Source organism: Brevundimonas olei, assembly GCF_037055245.1.
Taxonomy (GTDB): domain Bacteria; phylum Pseudomonadota; class Alphaproteobacteria; order Caulobacterales; family Caulobacteraceae; genus Brevundimonas; species Brevundimonas olei.
Genome location: NZ_CP146369.1, coordinates 1,921,064 through 1,940,512, shown reverse-complemented (window position 1 = coordinate 1,940,512; position 19,449 = coordinate 1,921,064). Strand labels below are relative to the sequence as shown.

Below are 19,449 nucleotides of genomic sequence, written 5' to 3'. Positions count from 1 at the left end.
TCCCTGTCGTAACAGGCCGTAATTCTGGAGAAACTCATGTCCCTCGCTCCCAGCCGGCGGTCGCTTCTGGCGGGTTTGGCCCTATCGGCCGGCGTCGCACCGGCGGCGATCGCGCAGGAGACGACGCGGCCGGAGTCGACAGAACCGATCCGCTTCGTGTCGCGTCATCAGGGCCGTTTCAACGGCCGCGCACTGAACTACACCGCGACGGTCGAGGAGACGCTGGTGGCGGCGGCCGAACGTCGGCCTGCCGCGCGTTTCGTCACAACGGCCTATGCGGCCGAACCGGTCGATGCGACCCGGCCGGTCCTGTTCTTCTTCAACGGCGGCCCGATCGTCGCCTCATCCTATCTGCACATGGGGGCCTTCGGACCCAAGCGGTATGACCCGCCTCGGGACGTGACCGCGGACGTCCCTGAACCCTACGCCCTGCTGGATAATGCAGACTCCCTGCTGGACGTTGCGGACCTGGTGTTCATCGATCCGCCCGAGACGGGATTCAGCCGGTTGGTCGATGAGGCCGACCGCAAGGCCGCCTATTCCGATGGAGCGGACTCTCGCATGACGGCGGGCTTCATCGAGGCCTGGCTGACGGCGGCTGGACGCGCAGGGTCGCCCCGATATCTGGTCGGAGAAAGCTACGGCACCTTGCGCGCCGCCCTGACCGCCGGATTGCTGAGCGAAAGCCTGCCGCTGGATGGCGTCGCCCTGATGGGACAGGCGCTGAACATGATCGAGACCAGCCAGCGTCGGGGCAATATCGTCTCCTATGCGGTCAACCTGCCGGCGCTGACGGCGATCGCAGCCTTCCACAAGCGCATTCCCGGCAGCGAGGACCTGAAGGCCCGGATCGAAGAATCCTGGACCTTCGCCATGGCCGACTATCTGTCGGCCCTGCGGCGCGGCAATCAGCTGACGGCGGCCGAGCGGCGCGCGACGGCCGAGCGGCTCCAGACCCTGACCGGCATTTCCGTCGACTATTACCTGGCCAACCGTCTGGTCATCACCAAGATGGATTTCTGCGTAGAGCTGCTGAAGGATCAGGGGCTGATCCTGGGCATGTACGACGCCCGTTACAGCGGTCCGGCGCCGCGCGCCGGCGAACGGCCGTCCGACCCGTACAACAAGGTCAACGCCATGGTCGCGCCCCTGCTGGCGCGCCATATGACCGAGAACCTGGGCGTGCGCCTGTCGATGTCGGACTATCGCGGATCGGCGCCTCGGCCGGGACCGTGGGGCTATGAGCCGACCGAGGGGGCGGGCGGCCCCTTCGACGACTACTTCTATGATCGAGGCGTCGAGCGGGCGATGGCGGCCAATCCGCGCTTCCGCCTGATGCTGGGGACTGGCGTGTTCGACACGACCACCACCATCGGCGCCGCCCGCTATCTGGCCGATCAGGCCGCCTATCCGCGCGACCGTATCGTGCTGAAGGAATATGAGGGCGGCCATATGACCTACAGCAATCCGGACGCCCGGACGGCCATGGCCCAGGATCTGCGCGCCTTCATCGCGGGAAGATAACCGTGAGGGGGATGATGCGGATTCTGGGTCTTGCGGCGCTGAGCGCAGCCGCGGCGGGCGGCGCGACGGCTCAGGTTGAGGGGCCTGCAGTCGCGTCGCCCGCATCATTCCCGGCGGTGGCGAGAGGACTGGATCCCTACGCTGATCCGCCGGCCTATCCATCGACCTATCGAGCGCTGCAGGCTCCGCCGACCGCCATTATCAACGCCGTGATCCTTACGGCTGCCGGTCCGCGCATCGACGGCGGAACGGTGCTGATGCGCGAGGGGCGCATCGAGGCGGTGGGCCGCGATGTCGCCGTGCCGACGGACGCCCGCGTCATCGACGCCGCCGGGCGCTGGGTCACGCCGGGCATCATCGACCCGCACGCCCACATCGGGGCCGGCTCCAGCCCCGGCGCGGCGGGCGGCGACTCCAGCAATGAGAACGGCCCGAATCCCGGCGGGGTCTGGGTCGAACATTCGGTCTGGCCGCAGGATCCGATGTTCGAGCGCGCTCTGGCTGCGGGCGTCGTGACCATGCAGATCCTTCCCGGCTCGTCGAACATGTTCAACGGCCGCACGGTCGTGCTGCGCAATGTCGAGGCGCTGTCGCCGCAGGCCATGAAGTTCCCCGACGCTCGCCAGGGCCTGAAGATGGCCTGCGGCGAGAACCCGTCCAGCGGCGGCGCCGGCAAGCCCGGCACACGCGCGGGCGCCATGATGGGCTATCGGAACACCTTCATCGCCGCAGCCGCCTACGCCGCGCGCTGGGACGCCTATCGTCGCAAGACGGCGGCGGGCGAGCGCGCTGATCCGCCTGGTCGCGATCTGACGCTTGAGACGGTTGCAGGCGCGCTGAAGGGCGATATCCCAGTGCACATCCATTGCTACCGCGCCGATGAGATGCTGCAGATGATCGATCTCTCGCATGAGTTCGGTTTCCGCATCGCGGCCTTCCATCACGCGCTGGAGGCCTTCAAGATCGCGCCTGAACTGGTCCGCGAGGGCGTACCGGTCGTGACCTGGGCGGGGGACTGGTCCGGCTACAAGATGGAGGCCTATGACTCCATCATGGAGAACGCCGCCTTCATCGAGGCGGCGGGCGGCGTCGCGGCGCTGCACTCCGACGACGTCATGCTGATGCAGCACCTGAACCATGAGGCCGGCCGCGCGATGACGGCCGGGCGCGAGGCGGGCCTGCAGACCACGCCGGAGCAGGCGATCCGTTGGATCACCCTGAATCCGGCGCGCGTCCTGGGGCTGGATGATCGGACCGGCTCGCTGGAGCCGGGCAAGATCGCCGATGTCATCGTGTGGAACGCCGATCCGTTCAGCGTCTACTCGGCGCCCGATCTGGTCTTCATGGATGGGACGCAGGTCCACGATCGCGCCGCGTCCGCAGCCGCGCCCCGTTCCGATTTCGAGCTGGGACACGTGCGGCGCCCAGAAGTGGCGGAGGCGCCGCGATGAGCGGCTCGCGGATTCTTTGCCTGCTGTGCGTCGGCTCGATACTGGTCGGGTTGGGCGCGCCAATGGCTGCCGACGCCGAAACCGTTGCGGTCGTCAACGCGCGTGTCGTCTCTCTGGGGCCTGAGGGGGATCTGGAGCGCGGCGTCGTCGTTGTGCGCGACGGGCGCATCGCCGAGGTGGGGCGGGATATCGCCGTGCCGACGGAGGCGAGGGTGATCGACGGGGAGGGGATGATCCTGACGCCCGGCCTGGTCGCCGCCATAACTCCTCTGGGGCTGAACGACACCATCGGAAGCGGCTGGGGCGGTCTGGGCTCGACCGCGCCTGATCTCGGCGCCGGGTTTGATGTTCTGGCTGACGTCAATCCCAACTCGCCCCAGATTCCCGAGGCCCGCATCGAGGGCGTGACCCGCGCCGTGCTGGCCCCCAATGCGCCGGGCCGGGCGAGCGACGGTTCGGCGCGGCTGTTCGGCGGGCAGGCCTCTGTCATCCATCTGAGCCAGGGCTATGAGCTGACGGTCCGGCCGGGCGCAGCCGTGGTGATGAACGCTGGGGCTCAGGGCGCAGCGGCGGCGGGCGGCGGGCGCGGGGCCTTGCTGACGCGTCTGGCGCAGGTGCTGGATCTGGTGCGCGCCTATGACCGAAATCCGCGCGCGTTCGATCGGGCGCGTCTGGAGCATGCGCCCGTGTCCGAACTGGACCTGCAGGCCCTGGCTCCCGTGACGCGGGGCGAGCGGCCCCTGCTGGTCGAGGTCGAGCGGGCGTCCGACATCGTCAACATCCTGAACTTCGCCGAGCAGCAGGACGTCAGGCTGATCCTGTCGGGCGCGGCTGAGGGGTGGATGGTGGCGGACCGCATCGCCGCCGCCGGCGTTCCCGTGGTGCTGAACGGCGAGGACAATCAAGCCTTCACCTTCGACAGCCTGAACGCCACCTATGACAACGCCGCCATCCTCAGCCGAGCGGGCGTGAAGATCGCCTTCAAGCCGTCGGTTGCGCGTATCGTCTTCCTGATCCGTACGCCGCGTTTCATCGCCGGGCGGGCGGTGCGGCATGGACTGAGCTGGAACGAGGCGATGGAAGCGGTGACGATTAATCCCGCCGTCATCTTCGGTTTCGCCGATCGCTTCGGCTCGATCGAACCGGGCAAGGACGCCGACCTGGTGCTGTGGAGCGGCGATCCTCTGGAGACGAGCAGCGTCGCCCGCATGGTGATGATCCGCGGCGTCGAGCAGCCCCTGACCGCCCGGAACCGGGCTTTGCGCGACCGTTACATCGGCCGCCTGACCGCTGACTGACGATCTTGGAGTTCTGGGCATGAGGCTTTGCAAACATCGCGCCGCGGTCCTGATGGCGGGGCTGTGCATGGCCGCATTGTCTTTGGCCGCCCCGGTTCAGGCCCAGGCCCAGGGCCAAACTTCGGCCAGCAGCGAACCTCAGGCCGCCGACCCCTTCGTTCCCGCCTCCGCTTCGACGCGCGGAACGGTCACGGTGCGGGGACGGATCTTGCCCTACGTCGCGGAGGCGTCGGAGACCCTGCTACGCGACCCGCAGGGGCGCGCCAGAGCCACCTTGTCCGCCGTGTCATATGTCGGCGAGGCGGTGGAGCCGCGCCCGGTGACCTTCCTGTTCAACGGCGGGCCGGGCGGCGCCACCATCGCCCTGCGCGAAGGTCTGGCTCCTCGGATCACAGCGGGCGCCGATCCGCGCGGCGCGTATCGCTTTGTCGACAACCCGGATAGCCTGATCGATACGACGGACCTGGTTTTCGTGGATGCGCCAGGCACCGGCTATGGGCGTTTCTTCGGGGATAATGCGTCGTCGGCCTATTGGGGCGTGGACGAGGACGCGGCGGCGATCACCGATTTCATTCTGGCCTGGTTGAGCGCGCATGGGCGGGAAGGGGCGCCGGTCTTTCTGGTAGGCGAGAGCTATGCTGGCGTTCGGGTGGGGCTGGTCGCGGAACGCCTGGCGGCGATGAACGCCGCGCCGCGTCTGGCCGGGGTCGCCCTGGTGTCGCCCTCCACGATGGCGGGGCGCGAGGAGGCGCCGGGCGGCAAGACATATGACGCCGCGGTCCGGGCCTTGCCCACCCTGGCGGCGACGGCGCGTCACCATGGCCAGGGCGCCTATGTGGCGATGTCGGTGCAGCAACTCGCGGATCAGGCCTGGACCTTCGCCAGCGGCCCCTATGCTGACGCCCTGGCCGAGGGCGACGCCTTGGCCGAAGCGTCTCGCCGCGAGATGGCGCGCGCCCTGTCCGCCTATACAGGCCTGGACGAGACGCTCATTCTGGACAACGGCCTGAAAATTCCCGCCGCCCTGTTCACGCGGGAACTTTTGGCCGACCAGGGCATACGGATCGGCGGATCGGACAGCCGCGCCAAGGCGTCGCGCGCTGTGACCGAGCGGCGCAGCCCGCCTTATGACGATCCCTCGACCTCGCCCTACACGCTGACCTACGACCAGACTGGAGCGGTCGAGGCCTTGTTCCGCGAGGAGATCGGCTATCGACCGGTCAACGGCTATGTCCGTCTATCGATAGACGCCAATCGGGCGTGGAACTGGAACCGGAGCGGCGGCCCGGTGATGATCCCCGCGCTCTTTTCCGAGTTGATGCGGCGTGATGATCGGCTGCATGTGACGCTGATGGCGGGCTATTACGACCTGACCATTCCCTATGCGCGGCCCGTGCAGGATTATCTGGCCGCCGACCTGCCGTCGGATCGCTTCGATCATCGGGTCTTTGTCGCCGGCCATGCGGTGTTTTCCGACCCCGATGCCCGCGCCGAGGCGACGGATCATCTGCGTCGCTTCTATGCGAAGGCGATGAGCGCCTGGTGAACCGAACGCTCGCCTCAGCTCGCCTTGGCGAGGTGACGGACCGGCAAGAAGGTCGAACGCTTCATCTCCGAAAGAGCGACGGTCGAGTTGATGTCCTCGACGCCGGGCAGCTTCAGGATCTTGCGGAAGATGAAGTCCTGATACCAGCGGATGTCAGGAGCGATCACCTTGATCATGGCGTCGCGCTCGCCAAGGATTGAATAGCATTCGACGATTTCCGGCGTGGCCTCGATGGCGGCCAGGAAGCGTTCGCGTTCCTCTTCGCTGAGGTGTTTGATCTTCAGTTGAGCGAAGACGTGCAGTTGGAAGCCGGCTTTCTCGGCGTCCAGAATCGCCACCTGAGCCTTGATGTAGCCTTCGTCCTTCAGCCGCTGAATGCGCCGCCAGCAGGGCGATTGGGACAGGCCGACCCGCTCGGCCAGTTCCGAGGTGGAGATCGAGCAGTCCCTTTGAAGTTGCTCTAGAATCCGTACGTCGATGGCGTCCAAGGCGGCTGACATTGATTTCGCTCCCTCTCCTCAAAGCCTGCATTGTCTATTCATGCATAGAGGGGGTTGCGCTGACAAACGCAAAGATCGCCCGCCAAGCCCGAGGATATGATGCGGACATGGGAACGGGCTGGTTTCCCGCTGAACGCCAAGGCCGAGGATGCCGACCAATCCCTTGTCCGCCTCCGCCAAGGGCGCTGAAAGCGTCGCGCGGCCGGCTGTGGACTCACCCTCCCTGTATAACGGCGCCAGCTACAGCGCATGGAGCCGGAATCTCTACCGGTTGATGCCCTTGCAGGCGGATGCGCGCCTGCTGTTCGAAAGCACGATCGAGGAGCCGACGGCCCTGTTGTCGGCTCTGGTTGCAGGCGCTTTCGATGGGCGACCGACCGACCGCTACACGAGCGTTTTCGGGCGAGGGAATTCCTATCTGATCTCGGCGGTCGCCGCACGATACGGCGCGCCGGAGCGAGCCGTGCTGACCACAACCGGAGTGGCCAACGGGCTGAGTCAGGTTCTGGCCGCTTTCATCCAGCCGGGTGACGGGGTTCTGATCGAGACGCCTGGCTTCGATGTTCTGGGCGGCCTGACCGAAGCGGCGGGCGGCGTCGCCATGCCGCTGGTCCGCGCGGCGCCGGACTTCGATCTGACGGCGGACGCCTTGCGCGAAGCGCTCGCGCCGGGCGTGCGCATGGCGGTGATCACCAACCTGCATAATCCGTCGGGACGACGCCTGAGCGAAGAGACTGTGCTGGACCTTGCGCGGGCGGCGGCGGAAAAGGGCGCCTGGCTGGTGATCGATGAAGTCTATGCGGACTTCGCCCGGCCGGCGGTTGTGAGCCTGCCCGCAGCGCCCAATCTCGTCCGCCTCAACAGCCTGGCCAAGGTCTTCGGCCTCTATGGTTTGCGTTGCGGCTGGATTCTCGCTGATCCGACGGCGGCCGCACGGATCGCCGCCGTCAACGCCACGCGTGAGTTCGGCGTCTCCAAGCTGACCCACTCCGTCAGCGCCCTGATCCTGGAAAACCCCGACCCGTTCGAGGCGCATTGGCGAACGGTTCTGGCCGAGCGGCGGCCGATCCTGGAACATCACCTGGCGGCGATGCGCGCCGACGGCCTGCTGGACGGCGCCATGCCGGAGTTCGGCTGCATGGCCTTTCCGCGCGTCGTCCGCCATGCGGACACCTTGTCTCTGGCCGAGCGGTTGTGGCGCGAAGACGGCCTGGTCACGGCTCCGGGCGAGATGTTCGGCCTGCCCGGATATATGCGGCTCGGCATCGGTCTGTCGCCGGAGCTGATGGACGAGGGGCTGTCCCGTCTTCATGAAGCGCTGAAGCGCTGACCGACGAAACCCTGATTGAAAAGGCCGCAAAGAGCCGAGAGGACTTGGAGGAAACTGACCATGAAACTGTCTCACCGCCGCTCCGCCTGGCGCATTCTGGCTGCGACCGCCGTATCCTGGGCGGCGCTGGCCCTGCCGTCGGCCTGGGCCGAGACGGTTCGCTACAACGTCGTGGCCGGTGGAGAAAACGTGGGCTGGATGGTCGTTGACCGCGAGCAGGACGAGGTTCGCATCGACTATCATGTCGACAACAACGGCCGAGGCCCCAAGCACAAGGAGCATCTGGTTCTAGACGCCCAGGGCTATCCGACGCTGTGGACCATTGACGGAACCTCTCTGTTCGGCGGCGCGATCAACGAACGCTTCGAGCGTACGGGCGATCGGGTGCGCTGGACCAGCCAGGCCGACTCCGGCGAAGCGCCCGTATCGGCAGGCCGTCTCTATGTCGCCAATGACGCCAGTCCCTGGAGCCTGGCCCTCTACGCCAACGCCCTGTCGGACGCGCCGCAACAGACGCTGGACGTCGCGCCGGGCGGTCGGATCACCCTGACGGAGGTTAGGCGCCTGCCGTTGAAGGGCGGGACGGTGAACGCCGTCGTCTATCGTCTGACCGGGCTGAACCTGGCGCCCAGCTATCTGCTGCTGGACGACAAGGGCGATCTGATCGGCGGTCTTGGCGGTCTGATCCGCGAGGACCTGGCTGAAGAAGAGCCGGCGCTGCGCCGCCTTCAGGCGGAACTCGAGACCCAGCGCATCCGAGAAATCCAGTCGCGTTTCGCCCAGGCCTTCGACGCGCCTGTCCGTTTCCGCAACGTCCGCATCTTTCAGCCCGAGACGGGCGACCTGTCGCCGCTGTCGGAGGTCACCGTCTTCGGCGATCGGATCGCGACCATTCTGCCTGAGACCGGCGGCCCGCGCCGAGCGGACGTCTATGAGATCGACGGGGAAGGCGGGACCCTGGTGCCGGGGCTGCACGACATGCACGCTCACAACAACACCCAGAGCGGGCTGAACTATCTGCTGGCGGGCGTCACCTCGACGCGCGACATGGGTAATGACAATGCGCGGCTGATCGACCTGATCGGGGAGATCGAACGCGGCGAACTGCCCGGCCCGCGCATCGTGCGTAACGGCATGCTGGAGGGGCGCAGTCCCTATTCTGTGCGGACCGGTTTTCTGGCGGATACCCTGGAAGAGGCGTTGGAGGCGGTGCGCTGGTACGCCGATCACGGCTACTGGCAGCTGAAGATCTACAACTCCCTGCATCCTGAGTGGGTGGCGCCGGTGGCGGCGGAGGCCCATCGGCTGGGCCTGGGCGTGACCGGTCACGTGCCCGCCTTCGTTACGCCCGATCAGGCGCTGGCGTCCGGCTATGACGAAATTTCGCACATCAACCAGCTGATGCTGGGCTGGCTGTTGGAGCCGGGCGAGGATTCGCGCACGCCCCTGCGCCTGACCGCCATGGCGCGCGGCGCGACCCTGGACATGGACAGCGAGCGGGTGCAGCGGACGATCCGCACCATGGTGGAGCAGAAGTCGGCCCTGGACGTCACCGCCGTCACGCTGGAGACGTTGATGATGAGCCGGGCGGGCGAGATTCCGCCTATGGCCGCCGCCTTCATCGATAACATGCCGATCGGCTATCAGCGCTATCGCCGTCGCGCCTTCGTCGATATCAACACGCCCGAGGCCGACGCCGCCTATCGCGGCGGCTTCCAGAAGATTCTGGAGACCATCAAGCGGCTGCACGATGCGGGCGTGACCCTGTTGCCGGGCACCGACGATACGCTCGGCCTCACGGTTCACCGCGAGATGGAGTTGTTCACCCTGGCGGGTCTGACACCGGCCGAGGCTCTGACGGCCAGCACGCTGACGCCCGAGCGCTACATGGGACGCGATCAGGATCTGGGCAGCATCGCGCGGGGCAAGATGGCGGACTTCTTCCTGGTGCCGGGCGACCCGACGCAGGACATCAACGCCATCCGCGCCATTCGCCTGGTGATGAAGGGCGGAGCGGCCTATCAACCGGCCGAGATTTATCCTGAGATGGGCATCCGACCGTTTGCTTCCGGGGTGACGATCCATGCGCCCGCCCAGCCGACGAAGCGGACAGAAACGGCGGATACGCCGTCAGCCTTGTTCGGCCCCGAAGGGCTGGAGGGACACTATCACTGACCCGCGGGTTGCGTGCGAGGGGCATGACCATGCTGTTGCTGGACCGAGACTTCGTCCTCCGTCGCCTGACGGTCGAGGTTTGCATTCCGCTGGTGCGGCAGGCGATGATCGACCTCTCGGCCGGCCGCACCCTGCAGCCGCTGCGCAGCGTGGTGCATCTGGCCAAGGGGCGCGCCTTTGGCGTCATGCCCGGCGCCATGGCAGCCGAGGACGCGGTCTTCGGCGCCAAGCTGGTCAGCGTCTATCCTGAAAATTTCGCTCAAGGCCGTCCTTCGCATCAGGGCGCGATCGCGGTCTTTGATTCGCAGGACGGGACGCTCGCCGCCCTGGTCGACGCCGGGGAGGTGACGCGCATCCGCACCGCCTGCGCCAGCGCGGCGGCGACGGATGCGCTGGCGCGGCCTGACTCCTCGCGCCTGGCGGTTCTCGGCTATGGCGAGCAGGCTGAGGCCCATGTCGAGGCCATGGCGGCGGTTCGGCCCTTGCGCGAGGTGCGCGTGTGGGGACGTTCGCCAGAGCGGGCGCAGGACTTCGCGGACCGGGTCGGCGCGCATCTGGGTCTGGCCATATCCGCCTGCGCCGATGTCGAAGCGGCGGTGCGTGATGCAGACATCATCTGCACGACCACGGCGGCTGCAGATCCGATCCTGTACAGTGACTGGGTGCCCGACGGGGCGCACGTCAATGCGGTGGGCTCCAGCTATGCCGGACCGGTCGAGATCGCCGCCGACCTGGTGGCGCGCAGCCGCTTCATCGCGGACTACCATCCCGGCGTTCTGGCGCAGGGAGCCGAGTTTCTGGCCGCCAAGGCCACGGGCCATGTGGACGACAGCCATGTGGTCGGAGAGATCGGTCAGGTGTTCGCCGGCGATCTGGCGGGTCGTCAGGATGAGGCCCAGGTCACTCTCTACAAATCCCTGGGCCATGTCGTTCAGGATCTGGCCAGCGCCGCCTGGCTGGTCCAGACGGCGCGTGAAACGGGCGAAGGAACGGTCGTTGCCTTCTAGCCGGCGCGTCAGCGGCCTTCGCCGGAGACCCTCATAAAGCGGCGAACCGCCTGCGCTAGGGCCGCCAGATTGCTGTCCTCGACGAAGACCGAGTGGCCTGAGGCGAAATAGGCCGCCGTCAGGCGATCCGCCGGAATGCCCGCCTGATCCAGGGTGTAGCGCCCGCCATAGGCCGGCGTGGACAGGTCGTAGTAGCCCGCCGCCCAGAACAGCCGCATGTCCGGATCGCGCTTCATCGCTTCCGCCAGATAGGGCATGGCGTCCTTGAAGCCTTCATGGTTCCAGGCGCTGTTCACCCTCAGGTTCAGGGCCTGATAGGCGTCGGGCGCGCGATAGTTCAGCGTTTCTCGATAGTAGGCGTCGACGACCGATCCGCCGTCGCTGGCGCGAAAGACAGTCTGGCCCGGAGCGATCGGGCGGTCTGCCTCGGGGGCGTAACTCAGGCCGGGGTCGTCATGCGGGGGCTGTTTGGCCGGAGCGTCCAGGCGCGCCGTCGCGCGGGTGTCGAGCTGCCCCGTGCGCAGGCCCTGATCGGCCAGCAGGTTGAACATGAAGAGCCGGTTGTCGATCTTCAGATCGTTCTCTTCGATCAAGGCGGTCGACAGGCCCGTCAGGTCCGACAAGCGACGGGCGATCGCCGTCTTCTCGGCGGCGGGCAGCGCGCCGCCCTGGATCAGCGCCGAGACATAGTCGGTGCGGGCGAAGCGGACGGCCTCGTCATAGACCTGCTCGACGCTGCGGCCCTTGCGGTCGATGCGATCATGCAGCCAGGCGGTGGCGGCGTAGCTGGGCAGGGACGACATATAGGCCAACGGCCCGCTGCGTTCGCCCGGCACCAGCGCGAACAGCAGCACGCCGTCGAACGACAGGTCCGTGGCGACACGCGTCACTTCGGCGGCGCGCACGGTGCCATAGCTCTGGCCCAGCAGGTAGCGCGGCGAGGCTGCGCGGTCGTGGGTCGTGAGCCAGCGCTCGATCACCTGCGCCACCGAACGCGCGTCGCCGGTGCGGCTCCAGAAGGGCGCGCCCTGGCCGAGGGACGGATCCTGCGGCCGACTGTAGCCCGTGCCTGTCGGGTCGATGAACACCAGGTCGACCGCGTCGATCAGGCTGTGGGCGTTGGGAATGAGGAATTGCGCCTCGCCTTCGCCCAGGCGCTGCATCGGTCCGAAGGCGCCGAAATGCAGGGGGGTGGTCGAGGCGCCGGGGCCGCCGTTGAAGATGAACAGCACCGGCCGGTCCGCCGTCGCCACGCCGGTGCGGAGATAGGAGGTGGTGACGATCGTCGCCTCGTCCTCGCCTTCCGGCGCGGCCACGACGGTTTCGGCCACCACGGCTTCATAGGCGATCCGGGCCCCGCCCAGAGTCAGGTCGTGACGGGTGACGACGGCGCGCGGCGCCGCAGCGATGGCCGATGCGGCCTGCGGCTGGGCGCTGACGGCCTGAGGCGAGACGAGCAGGGCGGCGGCCAGGCCGACGGTCGTCAGGAAGGATTTTCGGGTCATTGAGCGGTTTCCGAAATCGGAGCGCCGAAGCGGCCGCGCACGGCATAGCAGAGCGCGCCGATCAGGCCCCAGACGAGCAGGGCGACATAGGGCTTCCAATCCGTGGTCAGACCCAGCAGAACCACGACCAGAGAGGCGACAGCGCCCAACCAGCCCCAGACGGCTACGAAGGCGCGGTTGGGACGGAACACGGCCTGGGCGTGAATCTCCGGGTGCTTTCGGGCGATACGGACCGCCGCCAGGCAGGTCGCGCCGTATTTCAGCAGGGTCGGCACGTTCACCGCCAGGAAGAGGGCGGTCAGGTTCATCGGCGCCAGCAGACCCAGACAGCAGAAGCCGAAGGCCACGGCCAGTGCGATGTGAGGCGTCTGGAAACGCGGGTGAATGCGAGCGAGGGGCGAGGGCAGGGCGCCGGCCCGCGCCATGGCGTAGAGGTAGCGGCTGAACACCATGGCTAGGGCGTTCAGCGACTTGCCGATGGCGAGGACGGCGGCGACGACGATCAGCGGGCCCGCAACGTCGTGCCCCATGAAGACGGCGGCGGCGTCCAGCACCGGCGTTTCGCTGGCGGCCAGCTTCTCGGGGCCCAGCACGCCGATGGCGACGCCCGCAACCATCAGATACAGGGCCATGGCCGACAGGATGGAGGCTGCGACCCCGATGGGAATGGCTCGGCGGCTGTTCCTGACCTCGTCGCCGACTTCCGTCGCCGCCTCGATGCCGAAGAAGAGGCCGATCAGCAGGGGCGTCGCCGCCAGGACCCCGCCCCAGCCCTCGCTGATGAAAGGCGTGAAGGCGGCGGGCTTGATCGAGGGCGCGCCCCACAGGGCGAAAACGACGAACAGAAGGATCAGGGCGCCCATCAGCAGGGTCTGCACCCGTGCGGCCAGGGCGACCCCGACCAGATTCAGCCCGAAGACCAGGGCGAAGACCGCCAGCATGGTCGGCTTGGTCGGCACGGGCACGATCATCGACACATAGCGAGTCAGCACCAGGGCCAGGATCAGCATGGCGCCGACGCTGCCCACGATGCGCAGCCAGGCGATCATGAAGCCGGTCGCCGGCGACAGGAAACGCCGGGGCCATTCGTATGAGGCGCCGGCGGTCGGCAGGGCGGAGCCCATGAAGGCGTAGGTGACGGCGATGATGAACATCGGCACGGCGGCCACGACGACGGCCAGCAGCATGGCCGGTCCCGCAAGCGCCGTCGCTGGAGCGATGACCGAGAAGATGGACACGCCCACCGCCAGCCCCATGCCCAGGGCGACGACGGAAAGCAGGCCTACGCCCTGACGAAGGCGGGGAGCGTCAGCCATGACGGGCGGTCCTTTCGAGGGAGAGCAGCCAGGCGGCCGCGGCCAGGTCCTGAACCGCGTGGCCCAGGGATTTGTACAGGGTGATGTCGGCGGGGCTGATGCGGCCGTTCCGGCGGCCGGCGAACACCTCGCCGATTTCGGCCGCGATATGGTCGTCGGTCACGCGTCCAGCCTGGCGCGCGCGCAGGAACTCCCCGCCGTGGGCCAGGACATGCTCGCGATGATCGCCGATGAAGCGGCTGGCGGCGACCAGGTCGATATCGGCCTCTGCGGCGTGCGGGCCGCTGGAGCCGACCAGATTCACATGGGCGCCGGGCGTCACCCAGTCCCGGTGCAGGATCGGGTCGCGTGATGCGGTGACCGTGCAGATGATGTCGGCGGCCTGGACGGCGGCCTCGACCGTCGCACAGGCGCGGACGGGGCAGTCGTACTTTTTCCGCATCGCTTCGGCGAAGCGGCGCGCGCCTTCGGCGTCCCGGCCCCAGATTCGGATCTCGGTCAGGGGCCGCACCAGGGCGATGGCCTCCAGATGGGCCTGCGCCTGGGCGCCGGTTCCGATCACGGCCAGGATCGAGGCGTCAGGCCGAGCCAGGGCGTCCGTGGCGGCGGCGCTGGCGGCGGCGGTGCGGATGCGGGTGATCTCTTCAGCATCGCCGATGAAGGCCGGGGCGCCGCTTTCAGGATCGAACAGGACGACCAGTCCCTGATGCCGTCGACGGCCGGGATGGTCCGTATCCTGATAGACGCTGACCAGTTTGGCGCCGAACCCGTCGGCCGAGGCGGCGGGCATCAGGGCGAAGGTGCGTCCTTCGCCGACCGACAGGAAGCTGCGCAGATGCTGTTCGACCCGACCGGACGACAGGGCGGTCATGGCTTCGCGCATCAGCGGAATGCAGGCGGCGATCGTCAGACGCGCCCGCACCGCCTCCGCGTCCATGACGGTCAGGCCCTCGCTCACGCCAGGGCTTCCAGCAGACGGTCGATATCGGCCGGGGTGTTGAACACGGACGCCGATACGCGCAGCCGGTGGGCGCCGAGCGTGACCTGAACCCCGGCGCGCTTCAGCCGCTCGCCGAAGGTCTGACGCGCGTCCTTATAGGCGAAGGCGATCAGGGGGCCGGTGCTGTCTTCGGGCGTCATCGGTTCGAAGCCCAGGCGGGGCAGTTCGCGCCGCGCACGCTCGATGATCGGCTGGCGCCAGGCTTGAATGGCTTCGACGCCCAGGCCCTGGATATAGTCCAGCGACCAGTCCAGGTGGGCCACGCCGGTGTTGCTGAAGGTGCCCATGGCGAACAGGCCCGTGGCGTCGTCTCGGGCGCGAGTGACGAAGGGCCGATCGCCCGGCGGGTCGTAGGGATAGGCGTGGCTGGCGAAGGCGGCGACCTGCTGATAGCCGGCCTGCGGCCGCTTCAAATGCGGGATCAGGTCGGCGCGGGCGTAGATGAAGCCCAGTCCCATGTCGCCCATCAGCCATTTGTAGCTGCTGGTCGCCAGCAGATCGACGCCGGTCGCCCTGACGTCGATGGGCGTCGAGCCGACCGCGTGAACCGCGTCGACATAGACCCGCGCGCCGTGGGCGTGAGCCAGGTCGCAGACCGCCTTCAGGTCGTGCTGGAAGCCGTTGACGGTCGAGATGGCCGAGACCGCGACCAGACGCGTGCGGTCGTTCACCGCTGCCTCCATGTCGGACATCAGGATGCGGCCGTCGCGGATCGGCAGGATGACCACCTCCATCCCCGCCCGCTCCAGTTCATTGTAGAGATGAAAGGAGCCGAAGAAATGCAGGGCGTCGGTGACGATGCGCCCGCCCGTCTCGGGAAGACCCAGGGCGGTCACCGCCATCTGTTCGCCGGCGGAGGTGCTCTGGACATAGGCGACTTCGCCTGGCGTGGCGTTGATCAGGGCGGCGAAGCGCGCCAGCACCGACTGGCGCAAGGGGCCGAACTCATAGCCTTCGGGGCGGCCGTTCATGGCGCGAGAGTCGAGGTATCGCTTTACGGCCTCTCGGGCACCGACGCTGAAGGGGTGGACCGATCCGGCGTCGAGATAGGTTCCCTGGATATCGGGGAACTGCGTGCCGCCAAGGCTGGAAGCGGGCGACGGCAGGATGGAGGCGGGCGCCGCCGTCGCTCCGCTGGCCACGGCGGTGGCGGCGGGCAGGGCGGCCGAGGCGGCCAGCCAGGTTCGACGGGTCAGGCCTTCCGAGGTGCGGCTCATGCTTATCCTCCTCGACACGAGATCACAGGGCGCAATGGTCGGCGGCGACGTCCTCGACCCGTTCCCAGCGCCAGCCGCTGACAGGCTCGCCGCGTGGCAGATAGCGAACGCCATAGGTTTGACCATCGCGACGTATGGTCATTTCCATCATGCGGCCCTCGTCCTTCTGCAACTCGGGGATGGGCGTCAGGGTCAGAATTTCATCGCCGTTCGCCAGGCCGGCGCGCGCGGCGGCCGAGTCGGCGCGCAGGTCGGCGACGACGCCGAGACGCATCTCGTCGAATCCCAGATCATAGGGGCGGGCCTGAACCGCGACAGCACGGAAGCAGGGGCCGAGCGAGTCGGGCAGGGGAGTGATCAGCTCGCCCTCGGTCATGGCGTCGAACTCTCGCCCGGCCGCCTCGCCCAGTTCAACGACCAGCAGGGCGCGCCACTCTGCCAGGCCGGCGGGCTCTCCGCGACGCTGGCGGGCCAGCAACTCCAGCACCAAGTCGTCGAGCGAGCGCTGTCCCCCCGATGCCGCCCGAACCTGGGCGTTGACGTTGGTCAGATACATGAAGCCCCGGCCATAGGGCACGCGCTGGGCCCGGGCGTCGCTCCAGAATATCTTGCCGGCCTCGGCGTTGGAGAGGCCCAAGTGCGGGTTGGCGTAGTAGCCGTCGGCGCGGCGATTGACGATGTCCAGCAAGTCGTCTGCGCTCAGCAAGCCCGCCCGGTAGGCCAGGGTCGAGGAATAGTATTCGGCCGCGCCTTCCGTGTACCAGGCGGTCAAAGGGTGGGCGCTGTCGGTCAGACGCGGCCAGTTGTGGGCCATCTCGTGCGCCAGCAGCATCTGCAGCCCGCCGCCCGTGGTCTGCCCGTTCGCGCCGTAGCCGAACATGAAGGACTTCGCCAAGGCCGTGCCGCCGCCGGCCGGATAGGGGTTTTCACGGACGAAGACACGATAGGGCGAATGCTCGTCGCCGAAGAACCGGGCCATATAGGTGTAGAGCGCGCGGGTTTCTCCGGCCAGTTCCTCGATGTCGAACGGCGGCTGGGCCAGCCAGTAGAGGGCGAAGTCCTCGGCCCCCGCCTCGCGCTCGCTGGAAACGGCTCCAACCGCGTAGAAGGAGAAGGAGAGGGTGCTGGCCGGGGCGGTGATGGTCCGTTCGCCCTCGCCCAGGCTCCAGACCCCGCGCGCGCCGTCCGGCAGCGCCGACAGATCCCAGTTCAGAGTGATGCGATAGGGCTCGTCGCTGACCGGCAGGGCGAAGAAATAGACGCCGGCTCCCATCAGCCCGCCCGGCTGGGCGCGCAGATCGAACAGCGGACCGTTGCGGGTTTCCGCCGATACGGCGCGCGGCGCGGCGCCGTAGGAGACGACGAGATCGCCCGCCGCGGCGCGCTGCGGCAAGTAGCGGCGATAGACGCCTTCCGGTGTGGCGGGATCATCCACGGCCCGGAGCGGAAGGTCGCCTTGGCTGTCACGAACATGAATGTCCTCGGCGGCGTAGGCGGCCGTGGGCGTGGAGACCAGGGTCACCGGCATTCTGAGCAGGGCCTCGCCGTCCGCGATCGACGGCGACGGCAGGCGCATCTCGACGTTCAGTCGAGCTATTCCGCCCAGACCGTCCGGCAGGGGCTTGAGGGTCACCGCCAAGGTTTGGGGCTCGGCCGCCCAGGCGGCGGAGGCGGACATCAGCAGAAAGCCGACCGCCAAGACGCGTCGCAACATGAGTCATCCCCCTCGACGATGTTTCCCATCGTCAGATTAATCGCCGTCATGCGCTAGTTTCATGCAAACACGAAGCGTCGCCCTCAGGTCGAGCATGGGTCATGCGTTATGGGGGTGAAGCGTGCATAAATTTCACACTCGCGTCAGATCGGCACCGCTGTCGTGTATTTCACCTGGCTAAGGGCGAAGTGGGAGGCGGCGTTGGACACGTTCGGATGGTTCAGCAGATCGCGCATCAGGAACCGCTCATAACCCGCCACGTCCTCGGCGACGATCCGCAGCAGATAGTCCCACTCCCCCGACATGGAGTGAGCCTCCATCACCTCTGGCTTGGTCTGCAGGAAGCTCTCGAAGGCCTGACGATCATCGGGCGCGTGGGAGCGCATCCGTAACTGGCACATCACATTGACGCCCCGACCGACGCGGGCCGCGTCCACCAGTCGGACGGTGCTCCGCAGAACGCCCGCCTCTTCCAAGGCCCGGATTCGTCGCCAGCAGGACGCCGGCGAGGACCCCGCCTTTTCCGCCAAGGCCGCGTGGCTGAGGCTGGCGTCATCCTGGAGCAGTCGAAGGAGCCGACGATCGACTTCGTCGAGAGACGTCTGTTTCATTTTTGCTCGAAATTGGAACGAGAACTTTCGTCTCAGTCCATCCCACGAGGGGTTTTGAAAGGCAATCGCGCCTTCTTCGCGCCATTCTGAGCAACAGGAGTGGAAACGGCGGCGGCCGGCTCCCGTTTCTTTCCTGATCCTTCTTGTGCGCCGCCGAGGCGCGCGACCCGCGGAGCCAAACCCATGACCATCACGCCTGAAAATCCCATCGGCCTCGACGGTTTCGAGTTCGTCGAGTTCACCAGCCCTGATCCGTCGGCGATGAAGGCTCTGATCGAGCAACTGGGCTTCGTCGCCACGCACCGCCATCCGACGAAGGACATCGTGCGCTACAAGCAGGGCCGCACCAATCTGCTGGTCAACGGCGAGCCGACCGGTCAGGCCGCTGATTTCCGCGCGGCCCACGGCCCGTCCGCCAGCGGCATGGCCTTCCGGGTCGCCGACGCCGCCCAGGCCTATGAACTGGCCCTGTCGCGCGGGGCTAAGGCGGCTGAGGCCGCGACGGGCGCACTGGGCGCGGACGCCAAGGTGCTGCAGGGCATCGGCGGTTCCTACCTCTATCTGGTCGACCGGTTCGGGACGAAGGGCTCCCTCTATGACGCCTGGACCGAGATCGAGGGCTGGCGCGAAGCCGAGGCGGCGAACAGCGTCGGCCTCGATCTGCTTGACCACCTGACCCACAATGTCCGGCGCGGCGAGATGCGCACCTGGTCCAGCTTCTACAACCAGATCTTCGGCTTTGAGGAGCAGAAGTATTTCGACATCAAGGGGCAGGCGACGGGCCTCTTCTCCCAGGCCATGATCGCCCCGGACAAGGCGATCCGCATCCCCCTGAACGAGAGCCAGGACGACAAGTCCCAGATCGAGGAGTTCATCCGCCAGTACAACGGCGAGGGCATCCAGCACCTGGCGATGACGACCGACAACATCTACGCGACGGTCGAGAAGCTGCGCGCCCGAGGAGTTCAACTGCAGGACACCATCGAGACCTATTATGAACTGGTCGACAAGCGCGTGCCGGGGCACGGCGAGGACCTGGAACGGCTGAAGAAGAATCGCATCCTGATCGATGGAAGCGTTGGCGAGGAAGGCCTGCTGCTGCAGATTTTCACCGAGAATCTGTTCGGTCCGATCTTCTTCGAGATCATCCAGCGCAAGGGCAATGAGGGCTTCGGCAATGGCAATTTCCAGGCCCTGTTCGAGTCCATCGAACTGGACCAGATCCGTCGCGGCGTCATCAAGGTCGAGGCCTGAA

General features: G+C 67.3%; 15 protein-coding genes. 8 read left to right on the top strand and 7 right to left on the bottom strand.

From position 1 onward, the window contains the following. Nucleotides 1–36: 36 nt before the first annotated feature. The 4 genes from V8J38_RS09235 (at nt 37) to V8J38_RS09220 (ending at nt 5,819) form a co-directional block, all read left to right on the top strand. Nucleotides 37–1,524 carry a S10 family peptidase gene (locus V8J38_RS09235; protein ID WP_338575185.1) on the top strand — a complete coding sequence of 496 codons (1,488 nt, stop codon included), beginning with the start codon at nt 37–39 and terminating at the stop codon, nt 1,522–1,524. 11 nt (nt 1,525–1,535) lie between these two features. After that, entirely contained in the window at nt 1,536–2,975 is a 1,440-nt protein-coding gene (locus tag V8J38_RS09230; RefSeq protein WP_338578616.1) for an amidohydrolase family protein, read from the top strand. Further along, entirely contained in the window at nt 2,972–4,273 is a 1,302-nt protein-coding gene (locus V8J38_RS09225; RefSeq protein WP_338575183.1) for an amidohydrolase family protein, read from the top strand. Before V8J38_RS09230 ends, V8J38_RS09225 begins: the two co-directional genes overlap by 4 nt. 67 nt (nt 4,274–4,340) lie before the next feature. Next, nucleotides 4,341–5,819: a S10 family serine carboxypeptidase-like protein gene (locus V8J38_RS09220; protein ID WP_338575182.1), complete on the top strand. Its 1,479-nt coding sequence runs from the start codon at nt 4,341–4,343 to the stop codon at nt 5,817–5,819. A 14-nt stretch (nt 5,820–5,833) separates the two neighbouring features. Here the strand turns inward: V8J38_RS09220 and V8J38_RS09215 are convergent, their stop codons facing one another. After that, complete coding sequence (locus V8J38_RS09215) at nt 5,834–6,319, bottom strand: Lrp/AsnC family transcriptional regulator (protein WP_338575180.1); 486 nt, start codon at nt 6,317–6,319, stop codon at nt 5,834–5,836. Between the two features lie 208 nt (nt 6,320–6,527). On the opposite strand from V8J38_RS09215, the gene V8J38_RS09210 reads away from it, so the two are divergent. Genes V8J38_RS09210 through V8J38_RS09200 form a run of 3 tightly spaced genes read left to right on the top strand, consistent with a single transcriptional unit; the run spans nt 6,528 to nt 10,831 of the window. After that, the gene (locus V8J38_RS09210) at nt 6,528–7,649 is read left to right on the top strand and encodes a pyridoxal phosphate-dependent aminotransferase (RefSeq protein WP_338575178.1); all 1,122 of its coding nucleotides are present in this window, start codon (nt 6,528–6,530) and stop codon (nt 7,647–7,649) included. 60 nt (nt 7,650–7,709) lie between these two features. Next, entirely contained in the window at nt 7,710–9,824 is a 2,115-nt protein-coding gene (locus V8J38_RS09205; protein ID WP_338575176.1) for an amidohydrolase family protein, read from the top strand. Nucleotides 9,825–9,847: 23 nt separating this feature from the next. Next, nucleotides 9,848–10,831 (top strand): ornithine cyclodeaminase family protein, encoded by a 984-nt coding sequence (locus tag V8J38_RS09200; RefSeq protein ID WP_338575174.1) that lies wholly within the window; start codon nt 9,848–9,850, stop codon nt 10,829–10,831. Nucleotides 10,832–10,839: 8 nt separating this feature from the next. Here V8J38_RS09200 and V8J38_RS09195 read toward each other — a convergent pair whose 3' ends face one another. From V8J38_RS09195 to V8J38_RS09170, 6 genes are all read right to left on the bottom strand, one after another. Beyond that, complete coding sequence (locus V8J38_RS09195; protein ID WP_338575171.1) at nt 10,840–12,336, bottom strand: S10 family serine carboxypeptidase-like protein; 1,497 nt, start codon at nt 12,334–12,336, stop codon at nt 10,840–10,842. Beyond that, nucleotides 12,333–13,652 carry an APC family permease gene (locus V8J38_RS09190; protein ID WP_338575168.1) on the bottom strand — a complete coding sequence of 440 codons (1,320 nt, stop codon included), beginning with the start codon at nt 13,650–13,652 and terminating at the stop codon, nt 12,333–12,335. The genes V8J38_RS09195 and V8J38_RS09190 overlap by 4 nt, the downstream gene beginning before the upstream one ends. Then, a complete protein-coding gene (locus V8J38_RS09185) occupies nt 13,645–14,610 on the bottom strand; it encodes an ornithine cyclodeaminase family protein (RefSeq protein WP_338575166.1) in 966 nt (321 codons plus the stop codon). The genes V8J38_RS09190 and V8J38_RS09185 overlap by 8 nt, the downstream gene beginning before the upstream one ends. Then, complete coding sequence (locus V8J38_RS09180; RefSeq protein ID WP_338575164.1) at nt 14,607–15,869, bottom strand: aminotransferase class V-fold PLP-dependent enzyme; 1,263 nt, start codon at nt 15,867–15,869, stop codon at nt 14,607–14,609. The genes V8J38_RS09185 and V8J38_RS09180 overlap by 4 nt, the downstream gene beginning before the upstream one ends. Before the next feature lie 22 nt (nt 15,870–15,891). Beyond that, complete coding sequence (locus tag V8J38_RS09175) at nt 15,892–17,583, bottom strand: hypothetical protein (protein WP_338575162.1); 1,692 nt, start codon at nt 17,581–17,583, stop codon at nt 15,892–15,894. Nucleotides 17,584–17,726: 143 nt separating this feature from the next. After that, complete coding sequence (locus V8J38_RS09170) at nt 17,727–18,194, bottom strand: Lrp/AsnC family transcriptional regulator (protein ID WP_338575161.1); 468 nt, start codon at nt 18,192–18,194, stop codon at nt 17,727–17,729. A 183-nt stretch (nt 18,195–18,377) separates the two neighbouring features. Here V8J38_RS09170 and hppD point away from each other — a divergent pair, with 183 nt between their 5' ends. Beyond that, a complete protein-coding gene (gene hppD / locus V8J38_RS09165; RefSeq protein ID WP_338575159.1) occupies nt 18,378–19,448 on the top strand; it encodes a 4-hydroxyphenylpyruvate dioxygenase in 1,071 nt (356 codons plus the stop codon). Nucleotide 19,449: the final 1 nt, after the last annotated feature.